Source organism: Dysosmobacter sp. Sow4_B12 (genome assembly GCF_052116665.1).
In the GTDB taxonomy this organism is placed as follows: Bacteria; Bacillota; Clostridia; order Oscillospirales; family Oscillospiraceae; genus Oscillibacter.
Genome location: NZ_JBQKKR010000004.1, coordinates 170,206 through 184,188 on the forward strand (window position 1 = coordinate 170,206; position 13,983 = coordinate 184,188).

Here is a 13,983-nt window from a genome sequence, read left to right on the forward strand (position 1 = left end):
GGATTTTACAGGAATATCCTACCATAGAATTTGTACAGACTGCAACAAAAATATCGCGATTTTGACAGATACAGACAAAATTGCTTAAATTGTCTTTGAAAAAGCGCCCCGCGGAATATCCGCGGGGCGCCTGCCGGTAAGGATTACGCGCGGTCCTCCAGAATGACGCGGCGCAGGGCCTCAATGGCGACCTGGATGGGCTTTTGGATGCTGTTGGTGGGGTAGACATCCGCACTGTTCCGGCGGGAGACAGAGCCGTCGAAATTCGTGGCGGAGACCAGTACGGAGCCGGTGCGGACGCCCAGGCTGGTGCCTACCAGGAAGAGAATGGACTCCTCCATGGAGGTGCACACGGCGCCGCCCCGCACGTAGCTGCGCCAGCGGCTGATGAGTTCGTCAGACACGGGCTTGGTCTCCGGTTCCGTCTGGGTGTAGAAGGAGTCCTTGGTGATGCTGACGCCCACCACGGTGTGATACCCCAGGGCGTTGGAGCTTTCCTCCAGGCGCTTGAGCAGCTGGTAGCTGGGGACGGCGGGGTATTCCAGGGGCAGGTAGTGGAGGCTGGTGCCGTCCATGCGGACGCTGCCGCTGGCCACCACAATGTCGCCGCACTGCACATCGGCGCAGGTGGAGGCGCAGGTGCCCACCCGGATGAAGGTGTCCGCGCCGCACTTGTGCAGCTCCTCCACGCAGATGGCGGTGGAGGGGCCGCCGATGCCGGTGGAGGTGACGGTGACCTTTTCGCCCTCCAGCGTGCCCTCCCAGGTGGTGAATTCCCGCTTGCGGGTCACCAGGCGGGGGTTGTCCAGGTGGGCGGCGATGAGCTCGCAGCGGTCCGGGTCGCCGGGAATGATGGCGTAGCGGCCCACCTCTCCCTTTGCCAGATTCACGTGCAGCATTTTTTGTGTTTCGTTCATATTTGTGACGCTCCTTTTCTTTTATGTATTGCTCCGCTCCGGGCACAAGCGCTTGCGCCGGCGTTTCAGCAAAAACGGCACCCCGCGCACCGGCAGGTTGACCGTTAGGATGAAAAAGGACCAGACCGCCGCTTCCGGATGGAACCGGCGGCTGTACCGCGTGACCGGCATGGAAGGGGGCCGGAGCTGGCCGGATGCTTAGGACTTGGACTGGGACGGGCAGCGTCAGACGGCGCCCCGCATCCGAAGCGTGGCCGCCTTGATTTTTTCGTAGCTTTCCTCGCTGATGTCGTGCTCGATCTTGCAGGCGTCCGCCGCGGCGTTTTCCGGAGAGACGCCCAGCTGGACCAGGAACTGCGTCAAAAGCTGGTGGCGGTCATAGATGCGGGAGGCGATCTCCTCGCCCGGCGGCAGCAGGGTGATCAGGCCATCGGCGTCCATCTGGATATACCCGTTTTCCCGCAGCCGCTTCATGGCTATGCTGACGCTGGGCTTGGAATACTCCAGATCCCGGACAATGTCGATGGAGCGGACGGTGCCGTTCTTCAGACGCAGCATCAAAATGCGCTCCAGATAGTCCTCCGCGGATTCGTGAATATTCATAAAGGCATCCTCCTTGCGGTCCGGTGTTTGCGAAAAGATTAACATAAACCGACCAACTTTGCAAGTTTTTCAAAGCCGGTCCTTGACAGCGGCGGTTAGCGGTGTTAAGCTAAGCACAGCTTAGAGGTTAGAGATAACTAACCTTAAATTTTTGAGCAGAAGTTAGCTATTACTAACTTCTGGAGGAGCGATGGTATGATGCCGCTGACGATGGCAAAAACGGGGGAGACCGTCACTATCCGCAAGATCACCGGCAGGGATGAGGTGCGCCAGCACCTGGCGGAGCTGGGCTTTGTGGTGGACAGCGACGTGACGGTGGTGAACGAGGTCGCCGGGAACCTGATCCTGCAGGTAAAGGACAGCCGGATCGCGCTGGGCAGGACCATGGCGAACCGCGTCATGATCTGAAGCGGTTGCCCCGGCCGGAGCAAGGGGGGATCCTGTGCAAAGCTGCATGCAGTATGAAATTTTTTTGAGGAGGCGTGTGAATATGAAAACGCTGAAAGATGTGAAGGTGGGCGAGACCGCCACTGTGGTGAAGCTCCACGGCGAAGGGCCTGTCAAGCGCCGCATCATGGACATGGGCATCACCAAGGGCGTGGAGATCTTTGTCCGCAAGGTGGCGCCCCTGGGCGACCCGATGGAGCTGAACGTCCGGGGCTATGAGCTGAGCGTGCGCAGGGCGGACGCGGAAATGATCGAAGTGGGATAAACCGGGGCGGTGGAGAGCCGCCTTTCATTCAGCACATGAGTTAGTCCAAACTAACATTAGAAAGGAGAGCGCTATGGATATCAAAATCGCGCTGGCGGGCAATCCGAACTGCGGCAAGACGACTGCAGGGCCTCTGTTACCGCTGGAGCCTGCGCGGGGAAGAGGAGGACTGGCTGCTGGATTTGATGAAAGAACTGCTGGAGAGCGCGTTCTTGGGCGGCTGCGGCCAGGCCGGCTGGCACCTGTATGAGCTTCTCTGGGAGCATGACCGGTTTGGAGATTGGGAGCCCCTTGACCTCCTGCGAAAGGCCGCCAAGAAAGGCAGCGCGGATGCCCAGCTGGAGATCGGCCGGCAGTTCTTCGTCAAGGTCATGGGATGGGATAAGGAGCTTTCCGTGCTGGGGTACTGCGGAGAGGATATCTCCGGAGAGGAGGCTCTCCACTGGTTGGAGGAGGCCCTGCCCGATCAGATCGAAGCGGCGGTCTACCTGGCCCGGCTCCTCTTGGAGGGCAAGGGAGTCCCGGCGGACGAAGAACGCGCGGTCCGTGTGCTCACCGCCGCCGCAGAGGGCCACTATGAGGGGAAGGCGGCGTTTTTCTACCGGAGCAAGTGCCTCCGGATGCTGGCAAACTGCTACGCGGAGGGCCGGGGCGTGCCGAAAGACCGCCGGAAGGCACTGCTGTACCGGAAGGCTCTTGTGTCCGAATGTGCGTTGTCTGACTAACACAAAGCGGGCGTGGATGTGCCGCAGCTTCTCTCCCGGGAGCTGCGGCACTCGCCTGTATCCAAAGCGGGTCCGGCGCCTTTTCCCTGCCGTCAGACGGCTCCCGGGGGCCCGCTGCGGCGGGCCTGAACGCATAAAGGCAGGCCTTGAAACCACAGAGGTCTCAAGGCCTGCCGAAACAGTCCGGCAGTATGAACCTGCCGCCTCGGAAAACGGGCTTCCAAACCGCTTCCTCAGTCCATCTCGTTCTTGACGTATTCCACAATGTCGCCCACGGTGTCCATATCTTCAAAGTCCGAATCCGGGATGTCGAGGTCAAAGGCCTCCTCCAGATCCAGCAGGACATCGATGAGCCCGCTTTCATCCGCTGTCAGATCGGATCGGATGGCGGTGTCCATGCTTATGAGGGCTTCATCCACATTCAGCTGTTCTGCCAGGATTGCCTTGATCTTTGCGTAAATGTCTGTTGTGTTCACGATCGTTTCTCCTTCCTGCTAAAACATGCGCAATGGAAGTCTTGACGGCAGACGCCAGGTCTGTACGTTGATCGTTCGTGGCTTTCCAATCGGTATGGCCTGCTGCGCGGCCTGCTGGACCAGGAAAAGGTGCGGCTGCTGTACGACGGGGTCCGGGGCGGCGACAGCCGCTGCGGGGACATGCTGACGGAGCTGCTGACCAGCGGCGCGGTGACCCGGGAGGTGCTGAAACAGATGAGCCCCAACCGCAGCGGCGTCAATGATTGGCCGGACACCTGGTACGAGGAGGCGCTGGAGCGCATCGAAGGCCAGATGGCCCGGGGGGCGCAGGAAAAAGAAGGGGCTGAGCAGCTCAAAGACCTTGAACCGGAGGACCTTGATCCGGAAGAAGACCTGGTTTTTCCAGAAGATGAGGCACAGTATCCCGTTGACCAGCTGGGGGAAGGCCCGGGGGACGAATAAGCCTGCAAAGCGGCCCGAACCCGGCGGAGGAAGGGGGATATCTGCCATGTCTTGCTGTCCTCGCCCTCTTCCCGGGCTGGGGGGAAGAGGGCGGACCTATCACCGGCGTGAAATACAACACATAAAGGAGTTACTGTTATGGATGATGACAAGAAACTGACCGACTACCTGGAAACGATCCTAAACCTCCAGTGCGAGCATCAAGAAATTCTGACCGGCCTGGAGCAGGAGAACAAACAGCTTCTCCAGAAAGTGCGGGAGATCAATGCCGGAGTGAGCGGACTTCAGAGAAACGTGATGGAGGTGCAGGATGCACTGCATCCCTCCGCTCCCGTCAAGAAGGAGACGGAGGCTCCGTCTGTCCCGGCCTTCAGCTATCTGATGCGCTGGGTCGGCACCGCCGCGCTGCTGGCCCCCTTGATCTGGAATGGCGTTGCCGCCGGTGTACACATTCTGCAGGGCCGGGTCTGGAACATGGACACTTCCGGTACCTTGGCTATGACCACCTGCATCTGCGCCGCCTGGGGACTGCTGCTGATCGCCGTGGAGCCGCCCCTAAACCGGGCACTGGAAAAATGGGAGGAGCGCCGCCGGGCCAATGAGACGGAGGAGGACCGGGCTATTGAAGAATTTCTGAACCAGCGCGACTCCCGCAAAAACGGCCACACCGATAAAAGCTGAAAGGCCGTCTGATTTTTTCCCGACGCTTGAATTTGTCCGAAGCAGTTGAGCCATCCTCATGCTGCAAGACAGACGGGATATACAATTTTCCAACCCAAACCATATAAAAGGAAAGAGCTGGCTGATTTTGATTAAATCAGCCAGCTCTTTCCTTATGAATCATGAAAAATGTTGTCAAATCGTTCCGCGGAGAGGTTCAGACGGTCAAAAATCCTTGGTTTTCAAGGGGTTCTGACTTCTCTGAAATCATTCAAACTCTACAAAGACTAACGCTTTTTGTTTAGGAATTATTCTCTGTAATGTTTCTCGTTCTTTTGATTATTTGATATATCCATATTATCCTGCCTATACGAGCTAATGTTATCATTTTGTTATCGGCATTGATAACACCTACTCGATAACTGTGGATAATAACTATATGTAGCATGTCAAATTATAAGCTATTTTGCTTAGAGATTCAACACAAAACTGAAATTTTACTTTTCCTTATATTCATCTGGTATTGCTATTTGAAATGTTTCACACAACAGCATCACATCATGCACATCATTTTTATCGTGTTCATATCCCAAATGAAGCATTACCTGACTCAATGGTTCAATACAAGAAACAGTTATATCTCCAACTTTTCCAATACCGGAAAAAGTTTTTGATGGAAATATATCTCCCTCATAAACAATTCCGTCATCTGTAAATTCAAAACAATGTAAATCAATGATTCTTTGTTTATCATCTTTCCAGACAGTATGACCATCCGTTGTATAATCAGTATTTACTTCCTCAAATCCATGCTGCTTAATCACATAAATATAATCATGATAATGTTTCAGTTCAACAAACAAATCAATATCATTGTGTATTCTTGATTCTCTTTTAAGAAGTGCATCAACACCCCATCCGCCATCTAAATATACTTTAATTTCGTTTTGCAAAGCATATTTTATAATTTCACATGCATCTTCTGTACGTACCATAATCTATCCTCCAAATTCAAATCTTTGTATGCTTTCCAACTCACTAAAAGCCTGAAATTTGTCAGTCTTTCATCCTTTTTGTTATCAATCACCAATTAGCTGTAATCCATTAGGATTTAGCTGATATATTTTATCGCACACCTCTTCAATATACTTTCTATCGTGAGAAATGCTAATGACAGCCCCCGGAAATTCTCGGAGCATTTTTCTTATTACCGGACCGGACAATGGTGAAAAATTTCTTGTCGGTTCATCCAGAATAAGAACATTTGCACCACTTAAGCTCATCCTCAAGAGAAGCACTTTCGCCTTTTGTCCGCCTGATAACTCCCGAATCGGATGCTCCATTTCATCTGGTGTGTATTTAAGTGAACCAAGGTATGTTCTAATTCTTGTACGCTCTTCTTTATCTCCTGTTTTATCAAGGTAATCAACCGGTGTAACATCCAAATCCAGCAGGTCTTCATAAGTTTGAGGCATATATTCTGCTTTAATGTCATTCCGATTTAGGAGTTCTTCCGCTATCTTTTTTAGAAGAGTCGTTTTTCCTGCCCCGTTGGCTCCTATCATACAGATTTTTTCTGAACCTTTTATTTTTAAATGAATTCCTTCTGCTAAAATTCTTTTGCCATCCGGAGTCACAAGCTTTGAAAGTTCATATTCTATGACCGTTTTTCCTGCGGGAATGTGTGAGTTTTCATCCCCTAATTTGACAAAGATTGCTTCTTCCTGTTCCGGCATCTGAGTCATATTTTCATCTTCTTTTTCAAATCTTCGTTCCATTGCCTTAACCGTATGCATTTTGTCCTTTAAGTTTTTGGCAACAGACGGTGCTTGTCTGGTACAACTTCTTAATGCACCTTGTACACTCTGCATAACTCTTTGATATTTTTCATCGCGAATCTTTTTCTCCCTACGGTCACTCAGTGCCCGCTGTTTTTGGATTTCAAATTTATGAAGCCGTTCTTCCACATAGCGTCTATAGGGAAGCTTTGCCACGGTATATCTCGCCTTTGTTTTTCGTATAATCTGCTCGATATCCTTTTTCTTCCTTTCTTAAAATAATTTTTTGCTTGCCGCTTTCTCCGTGTTAAAGTTCCAACAGGCACTCCTGCTTGTCGGCAGGCGCTGTGCTGTCCCAATGCACCGCAGTACATCAGGCGCTCGCTCGTATAGGGGTTCCCGAAAAGTCGGAGACTTTTGGGGAAGAGGAGGAGCAGTGCAGCGAATGAGCTTTTGTGCTTGCACACAAGCGAACGATACGGAACTTGCTCCGACGAGGTCTTGGCGGTTTGGCTTTTCGGACGGTCATTCAGTTGTCGCATTAAGCATATTTGTTTAATTCGTAATTTATTTTACTAAACATATTTGCTATTGTCAAGTGGTTGCAAAGAAAATATTAAACATTTTTGTTTCGGTTTTTCTTGACTTCCACTAAACATTTCTGCTATACTTATTTCACTAAATATAAAAGGAGCGTATCATTATGGCTATCAGCGAAAGAATACATTTTTTCAGACTAATGCGTGGTATGACACAAAAGTATCTCGGTACAGCAATCGGTTTTCCAGAAAAGAGTGCTGATGTGCGTTTGGCACAGTACGAAACTGGTACACGCAAACCGAAAGCAGACCTTACAAATGCATTGGCACAGGTGCTTGATGTTTCTCCACAGGCTCTTGATGTTCCTGACATAGACAGCTATATCGGTCTTATGCACACTCTGTTTACCCTTGAAGATATTTACGGTCTTACTGTCAGTGAAGCAGACGGAGAGGTATGCTTAAAGGTCAACAAGGACAAAGGCAGAGAAGCATATGAACTCCTCAAAATGCTGTATGCTTGGAAAGAACAGGCAGACAAGCTATCTTCCGAAGAAATCAACAGAGAAGAATACGATAACTGGCGTTACCATTATCCAGAGTTCGACACCACACAGCGTTGGGCAAAAGTTCCATCACAGGAATTAAGTGACGCTCTCGTGGAAGCATTCAAAGACCACTTGAAAGATAAATAAGCACCTACAGGACCTGCCACTGGCAGCTCCCTACAGATGCTTTGGCAACGACAAAAAAGCCCTTAACTATGGTTATTAACCACAGCTAAGGGCTTAGTTTATAATATGGAATTTGTTCAGAGCCAAGCTCCGAACTTTAGTCTGCAAGCCACCTGTTAATTGTTCCGTTACCCATAAACCACTGGATAACAAGAATAATGGCACTTGCTATGACTGTTATCAATTTGTTATCAAAAGACTAATCGAAATCGCTGAAACCCGCATAAACACTGGCTTTTTTAAGCAACTCGATTTATTCCCACTCGATGGTGGCGGGGGGCTTGGAGGTGATGTCGTAGCAGATGCGGTTGATGCCCTGGACCTCGTTAACGATGCGGGTGGAGATCTTGTCCAGCACGTCATAGGGAATTCTCGCCCAGTCGGCGGTCATGAAGTCCGCCGTGGTGACGGCCCGCAGGGCCAGGGTGTAGTCGTAGGTCCGGCCGTCGCCCATGACACCCACGCTGCGGGTGTTGGTGAGAACGGCGAAGTACTGGTTCAGGTTCTTGTCCTCCCCTGCCTTGGCGATCTCCTCCCGGAAGATGGCGTCCGCCAGGCGGAGGGTGTCGGCCTTCTCCTTGGTGATGTCGCCGATGATGCGGATGGCGAGACCCGGACCCGGGAAGGGCTGGCGGGTGACCAGATACTCGGGCAGGCCCAGCTCCCGGCCCAACTGCCGGACCTCGTCCTTGAACAGCAGACGCAGGGGCTCGATGATCTCCTTGAAGTCCACATAGTCCGGCAGGCCGCCTACGTTGTGGTGGCTCTTGATGACGGCGGCGTCGCCGGTGCCGGACTCGATCACGTCGGGGTAGATGGTGCCCTGGGCCAGGAAGTCCACGGCGCCGATCTTCTTGGCCTCCTCCTCAAAAACCCGGATGAACTCCTCGCCGATGATCTTGCGCTTACGCTCCGGCTCGCTGACGCCGGCCAGCTTCAAAAGGAAGCGGTTCTCTGCGTCTACCCGGATAAAGTTGATGTCCCACTTGGCAAAGGCGGCCTCCACCTCGTCGCCCTCGTTCAGACGCATAAGGCCGTGGTCCACGAACACGCAGGTCAGCTGACGACCCACGGCTTCCGCCAACAGGGCGGCTACCACGGAGGAGTCCACGCCGCCGCTGAGGGCCAGCAGGACCTTGCCGCTGCCAACCTTTTCCCGGATGGCGGCGATGGCGGTCTTTTTATAGTCCTCCATGGTCCAGTCGCCCACGGCGCCGCAGACCTCGTACAGGAAGTTGCGGATCATCTTGATGCCGTTTTCCGTGTGGTTGACCTCGGGGTGGTACTGAACGCCGTAGAAGCCCCGGCTCTCGTCGGCGATGGCCACGTTGGGGCAGGCGTCGGAGTGAGCCGTCAAGGCGAAGCCCTCGGGGACCTTGGCCATGTAGTCGCCGTGGCTCATCCAGGAGATGCCTTCGGCGGGAAGGCCCTTGAACAGCTTGCAGCCGGTGTCGTAATAGGTGGGAGTCTTGCCGTATTCCCGGGCGGAATCGTCCTGTGCCTCCGTTACCTGTCCGCCCAGGGTGTGGGCCATCAGCTGGCAGCCGTAGCAGATGCCGAGGATAGGCACGCCCCAGGTGAAGATCTCCGGGTCCACATGGGGGGAGCTCTCCAGATACACGGAGTTGGGTCCGCCGGTGAAGATGATGCCGATGGGGTCCATGGCCTTCAACTGGGCCAGGGGGGTGGTGTACGGCTTTACCTCGCAGTAAACGCCGCACTCGCGGACACGGCGGGCGATGAGCTGGTTATACTGGCCGCCGAAGTCCAGGACGATGACAGTCTGGTGGGACACGGGGATTCCTCCTTTTGTAAAATGCTGCGGTGATGCGGGAGCCGGACTCAGTCCTCTTCCCGGAAAACGATGTTGCCGGGCTCGGCAGACTCGATAATGGCCAGGGACTTCAGATTCACGCCGGCGGCGCGCAGGCGGTCGCCGCCGCCCTGGAAGCCCTTTTCCACGGCGCAGCCGATGCCCACCAGGGTGGCGCCGGCAGCGGTGACGATGTCGCACAGGCCCCGCATGGCCTCGCCGTTGGCCATGAAGTCGTCAATGATGAGGACCTTGTCGTCGGCGGACAGCCACTCCTTGCTCACCAGCAGGGTGACTTTTTTCTTGTAGGTATAGGAGAAGATGTCACTCTGATACAGGCCGCCCTCGATGTTGTCGCTCTTGGCCTTCTTGGCGAAGATCATGGGCTTGCCGAAGTGCTGGGCCACGATGGCGGACAGGGCGATGCCGCTGGCCTCGGCGGTGAGGATCATGGTGACCTCGTCCATGTTGAAGTGCTTGCCGAACTCCTCAGCGATGTGGGTCATCAGCTGGGTGTCGATCCGGTGGTTCAAAAAGCCGTCCACCTTGATGATGTTGCCGGGCAGCACCTTGCCCTCTTTCACGATGCGTTCTCTCAGTTCCTGCATGAGTGTTATCCCCCTCGTATTGTTGTGTATGATGATATTCTCTCCGAAAAAAATGACTTCGCCCTATTATCTCCAATTATGCGGGGTTTTTCAACTGTTTTTACCCACAAAAACGAAATCTTCTCCCACAAAGTCCTTGACATCGCGGACAAAAGAGCAGGAAAACCGTGCCGTGTGGAGACACGGCACGGTTTGGGGCGTTACTTGCCTTCCAGCTTGTCGGCGGCAGCCTCCAGCCAGGTGCCCTGGAAGGACTCGATGTCACCGGCGTCGGTGAGGGCGGCCAGGGCGGGGTCAATGGGCATTTCCGCCAGAACGCTGAGGCTGTGGCGGGCGGCCGCGGCGGCGGTCTTGCCCTCGCCGAAGAGGTGGAGCTTTTTGCCGCAGTCGGGGCAGGTCACATAGCTCATGTTCTCCACCAGGCCCAGGATGGGCACCTCCATCATCTCGGCCATTTTCACGGCCTTCTCCACCACCATGCTCACCAGCTCCTGGGGAGAGGCCACGATGATGATGCCGTCCAGGGGAATGGACTGGAACACGCTGAGGGACACGTCGCCGGTTCCGGGAGGCATGTCCACAAACAGGTAGTCGCAGTTCCACAGCACATCGGTCCAGAACTGCTGGACCACGCCGGAGATGACAGGGCCGCGCCAGATGACAGGGTCGGTCTCATTGGCCAGCAGCAAGTTGGTGGACATGATCTGGATGCCGGTGCGGGACTCCATGGGGAAGAGGCCCTGGGCGTTGCCGACGGCCTGGCCGTGAAGGCCGAAGGCCTTTGGAATGGAGGGGCCGGTGATGTCGGCGTCCAAAACGCCCACGGAATAGCCCCGGCGGCGCATGGTGACAGCCAGCTGGCTGGTGACCATGGACTTGCCCACGCCGCCCTTGCCGGACACGATGCCGTAGACCTTGCCCACTCTGGCGGCGGGATTGTGCTCCTTCAGCAGGGACTGGGGCTCCTGCCGCTCCCCGCAGCTTTCGCCGCAAGTGGAACAGTTATGGGTGCATTCGCTCATGATGCTGATAACTCCTTTTTCGCTTTCACGTTATTTAATATTGTATGGCAACAGCTATCTTATACCTGCTTTGCCGATCCCGTCAACTGCTGAATGAAAACTTCACCGTCTCCGGCGAAGAAATCCGACTCCCGGCTGTGGCAGGTGAACAGCAGTATCTGCCGCGTTTTGGCGGTCTCCTTCAAATAGCGCAGGGCGGCGGCGCAGCGGCGGTCGTCGAAATTAGCCAGGGCGTCGTCCAGGACGATGGGCACCCGGGCCTCCGCCGGCAGCACCAAGTCACAGATGGCCAGCCGCACCGCCAGGTACAGCTGGTCGGCGGCACCGGCGGACAGCAACGCCGCGTCCCGGTAGACGGTGTCTCCGGCGGGCTCCGCGGACAGGCGGAGGCTGCGGTCCAGCACCACACCGCTGTACCGGCCCTCCGTCAGCTGACTGAAAATTTCCGCGGCCCGGCGCCCCAGCGCAGGGGAAAAGCGGCTTTGGAGGGCGGTATTGGCGCTGTCCAGCGTGTCCAGAGCCAGACGGATGGCCTGGTATTCCTCCTCCAACCGGCCCCTGTTCGCTTCCATGTCCCGGATGGAGCTCTCCAGCACCGCCGGGTCTCCTAGGGCGTGAAGCTGGCCGGAGAGACGGTCGGCGGCGGAACGGGCTTCTCCCAGGGCGGTACGGATCTGCTCCAAACGGCGGCTGGCCTCCTCCCGGCTGCCGGAGGGCGCTTCGGCGGGAAGCACGTCATCTTCATCAGCGGGCAGCTGCTGGCGCAGCAGGTCCCGGCGGAGCCGGGCCTCCCGGAGGGCGGATTCCGCCCGGGTCAGCTCCTGGCGGCGCTGGGCGCACCGGCGCAGCAGGGCGTCGGCGGTGGAAATGTCATAGGCGGTGGGGGCGAAGCGGCGGACCTCCAGCAAGATGCCCTGCTCATTGGAGGTGAGAGAGCTGTACAGGGCGTCGGCGGTGGCGGATTTGGCGTTTAGATCCGCCTGGGCTGCGTCCCGGGTCTCCAATAGCTGAACATAGCCCTCCGCCAGAGCGGCGATCTCCGCCTGGTCGTCGGTACCGAAACGTTTGCGGCGGGAGGCATGCCAGGCGGCGACTTTCCGGCGGGCCAGGAAAAGCTGTCCTCCCAGGGCTGCCAGGGCGGCGCAGCTCCACACGGCCCAGAAAAGCGGCGGCCGGACGGCGGGCAAAAACGACGGATAAAAGTATTTGGCAAGCGCACCGGCCAGCCAGATCATGGCCAGGATCAGCAGGCTGCGGGAAACGTTCTGCTTCGGCGGCTGGCGCTGGGCTTCTTTCTGGGCGCTTTCCGCCGTCTGGCCGGCAAAGGGGCTTTCGCTGACGGCGGCTTCCGCCCGCAGCAGGGCCTTCATGGCGGCGTCCCGCTGGCCCCGGGCCTTGTCCACGGACCTGCGGGTGGTCTCCAGATTGACGATGGCTCCCCGCAGGCGGCTGATGGTGTCGTTTTCGGGAATACGCTCCCGGAGAAGCTGGCTGCGAATGCCATCGGCCAGCTGGGCGGCCTGCTCCGCCTCCGCCTGGGCCTGAGCCAGCGCCTGCCGCTTTTGCCGGGCCTCCCAGCGGTCATGGAGGGCCAGCTCCCGGGTCAAAGCCGCCTCCTGCCGGGTAAGCTCCTCTGCCTGCCGGCGGAGCTGAAGCAGCTGCGCCTCCAGACGGCGGATCTCCTCCAGCTGATGCTGCGTCTCTGCCAGCCGGGCCTCCAGTTGGGGCAGCTGGCCGGTCTTGTTGTGGCGGCGGCGGTTCAGCTGCGCCTTCAGCGCGGCGGCAGCTTCCGTATAAGAGGTATCCTCCTGGCCGGAGGTAATGAGGGTGGCGATACGCCGCTCCAGTCCGGTGTCCTGGGTGACGGCAAGGCCTGCTTGGCGGATAAAGGCGCTGCGCTCAAACACCTCCCGGCTGACGCCCAACAGCGTCTCACCACAGGTCTGCCCCGTCAAGTCCGGCACGGTGTCGCCGGTGCCGGTATAAATGGCCCGGAACTCCCCCATGGGTGAGGATTGCCGGCGGGTGGCGCGCATGAGCGTTATGTCCCGGCCGTCCCAACGGCAGTCGACCCGCCCGGCCATGGGGGCGCCGGACCAGGGGGCGTAGCGGTTTTTTTCCGCCATAAAGCCGCCCCGGTCCCGCTCCCGGCTGTTGATGCCGTAGAGCATTGCGGTCAAAAAGGCGCACCAGGTGGATTTGCCGGCTTCGTTGGGGGCCTGGATAATGTTCAGACCATCCTTTAATTCTAATGTATGGTTCTGCAGCTGTCCAAAGGAGGCTGCCATGCGGTGGATCAGCAAAGAGATCACTCCTGTGTATAGGAATCACGGTAAAAAGCATTATACCATGGACGGATTCGTTTGCCCAGAGCGTTTTCTATTTTGCACAGAGGTAGTACCGAAATAAGCGGGGCGAATAGTTACTATTCAAAAAACGAAAAAAACTTGTAAAAAGCCGTTGACAAACGGGAGAAGGTTTGGTATTCTAACAAAGCTGTCAGCGCGGTAAGCGCTGCGGCGGTCATAACGAAGCGGTTGAGTCGAAAAACTTTCGAAAAAAGTTCTTGACAAAGCTGAAACGGTATGGTAAACTAAAAAAGTTGCTGAGATACGAAACGGACCGGGCGTCAAAAAACTTCTTCAAAAAAGTTCTTGACAAACGGAATGAAGTTTAGTATAATAGCAATGTTCCGCCGGGAACGGCGTGTACCTTGTAAATTAAACAACGTAACAAAAAGAAAGCACCAGACGGTAAGCTTTTCTGTGAGAAATCGCAGAGGAGCACCGAAGAAGTTGCGGGGCCGGGTTCAGTCAATTACCGGGGCCCGTAACTATAAAAAACATGAAGCTATGACAAATAGCTCTGTAAAAGATTAGCTCGAACTACGGTTCGTGTTGATACCATTTTATAGAGAGTTTGATCCTGGCTCAG

At 55.8% G+C, this 13,983-nt stretch carries 15 protein-coding genes; 6 read left to right on the forward strand and 9 right to left on the reverse strand.

Features of this window, described 5'->3' with window-relative positions; genetic code table 11:
* Positions 1-143: 143 nt before the first annotated feature.
* Together ACTQ4R_RS06940 and ACTQ4R_RS06945 are read right to left on the reverse strand one after the other, a co-directional pair.
* Positions 144-917, reverse strand: a complete 774-nt coding sequence (locus tag ACTQ4R_RS06940; RefSeq protein ID WP_441627158.1) for a nucleoside phosphorylase — start codon at positions 915-917, stop codon at positions 144-146.
* Between the two features lie 225 nt (positions 918-1,142).
* On the reverse strand, positions 1,143-1,520 hold the full coding sequence (locus ACTQ4R_RS06945) for a metal-dependent transcriptional regulator (protein ID WP_441627160.1): 378 nt from the start codon (positions 1,518-1,520) through the stop codon (positions 1,143-1,145).
* Positions 1,521-1,715: 195 nt separating this feature from the next.
* Here ACTQ4R_RS06945 and ACTQ4R_RS06950 point away from each other — a divergent pair, with 195 nt between their 5' ends.
* From ACTQ4R_RS06950 to ACTQ4R_RS06960, 3 genes are all read left to right on the forward strand, one after another.
* Complete coding sequence (locus tag ACTQ4R_RS06950; RefSeq protein WP_441627162.1) at positions 1,716-1,928, forward strand: FeoA family protein; 213 nt, start codon at positions 1,716-1,718, stop codon at positions 1,926-1,928.
* Positions 1,929-2,010: 82 nt separating this feature from the next.
* Complete coding sequence (locus tag ACTQ4R_RS06955; protein ID WP_441627164.1) at positions 2,011-2,232, forward strand: FeoA family protein; 222 nt, start codon at positions 2,011-2,013, stop codon at positions 2,230-2,232.
* A gap of 185 nt (positions 2,233-2,417) precedes the next feature.
* On the forward strand, positions 2,418-2,957 hold the full coding sequence (locus ACTQ4R_RS06960; RefSeq protein ID WP_441627166.1) for a tetratricopeptide repeat protein: 540 nt from the start codon (positions 2,418-2,420) through the stop codon (positions 2,955-2,957).
* Positions 2,958-3,190: 233 nt separating this feature from the next.
* Here ACTQ4R_RS06960 and ACTQ4R_RS06965 read toward each other — a convergent pair whose 3' ends face one another.
* Positions 3,191-3,433 carry an acyl carrier protein gene (locus ACTQ4R_RS06965; protein WP_441627168.1) on the reverse strand — a complete coding sequence of 81 codons (243 nt, stop codon included), beginning with the start codon at positions 3,431-3,433 and terminating at the stop codon, positions 3,191-3,193.
* A 129-nt stretch (positions 3,434-3,562) separates the two neighbouring features.
* On the opposite strand from ACTQ4R_RS06965, the gene ACTQ4R_RS06970 reads away from it, so the two are divergent.
* Positions 3,563-3,895, forward strand: coding sequence for a hypothetical protein (locus ACTQ4R_RS06970; RefSeq protein ID WP_441627170.1), 333 nt, complete (start codon positions 3,563-3,565; stop codon positions 3,893-3,895).
* 138 nt (positions 3,896-4,033) lie between these two features.
* Entirely contained in the window at positions 4,034-4,576 is a 543-nt protein-coding gene (locus tag ACTQ4R_RS06975) for a hypothetical protein (protein ID WP_441627172.1), read from the forward strand.
* Positions 4,577-5,052: 476 nt separating this feature from the next.
* Here ACTQ4R_RS06975 and ACTQ4R_RS06980 read toward each other — a convergent pair whose 3' ends face one another.
* Together ACTQ4R_RS06980 and ACTQ4R_RS06985 are read right to left on the reverse strand one after the other, a co-directional pair.
* Positions 5,053-5,550 carry a nucleotidyltransferase domain-containing protein gene (locus tag ACTQ4R_RS06980; RefSeq protein ID WP_009247521.1) on the reverse strand — a complete coding sequence of 166 codons (498 nt, stop codon included), beginning with the start codon at positions 5,548-5,550 and terminating at the stop codon, positions 5,053-5,055.
* Between the two features lie 84 nt (positions 5,551-5,634).
* Positions 5,635-6,522 (reverse strand): ATP-binding cassette domain-containing protein, encoded by an 888-nt coding sequence (locus ACTQ4R_RS06985; protein ID WP_441627175.1) that lies wholly within the window; start codon positions 6,520-6,522, stop codon positions 5,635-5,637.
* Between the two features lie 514 nt (positions 6,523-7,036).
* On the opposite strand from ACTQ4R_RS06985, the gene ACTQ4R_RS06990 reads away from it, so the two are divergent.
* A complete protein-coding gene (locus ACTQ4R_RS06990; RefSeq protein WP_009247529.1) occupies positions 7,037-7,567 on the forward strand; it encodes a helix-turn-helix domain-containing protein in 531 nt (176 codons plus the stop codon).
* Positions 7,568-7,859: 292 nt separating this feature from the next.
* Here ACTQ4R_RS06990 and guaA read toward each other — a convergent pair whose 3' ends face one another.
* The 4 genes from guaA to ACTQ4R_RS07010 all read right to left on the reverse strand — a co-directional run bounded on the left by guaA (position 7,860) and on the right by ACTQ4R_RS07010 (position 13,361).
* Complete coding sequence (gene guaA, locus ACTQ4R_RS06995; protein ID WP_441627178.1) at positions 7,860-9,401, reverse strand: glutamine-hydrolyzing GMP synthase; 1,542 nt, start codon at positions 9,399-9,401, stop codon at positions 7,860-7,862.
* Between the two features lie 47 nt (positions 9,402-9,448).
* Positions 9,449-10,027: a xanthine phosphoribosyltransferase gene (locus tag ACTQ4R_RS07000; RefSeq protein ID WP_441627180.1), complete on the reverse strand. Its 579-nt coding sequence runs from the start codon at positions 10,025-10,027 to the stop codon at positions 9,449-9,451.
* Between the two features lie 200 nt (positions 10,028-10,227).
* Positions 10,228-11,049 (reverse strand): P-loop NTPase, encoded by an 822-nt coding sequence (locus tag ACTQ4R_RS07005; RefSeq protein ID WP_441627182.1) that lies wholly within the window; start codon positions 11,047-11,049, stop codon positions 10,228-10,230.
* A 59-nt stretch (positions 11,050-11,108) separates the two neighbouring features.
* Positions 11,109-13,361 carry an ATP-binding protein gene (locus ACTQ4R_RS07010; RefSeq protein ID WP_441627184.1) on the reverse strand — a complete coding sequence of 751 codons (2,253 nt, stop codon included), beginning with the start codon at positions 13,359-13,361 and terminating at the stop codon, positions 11,109-11,111.
* Positions 13,362-13,983 lie beyond the last annotated feature (622 nt).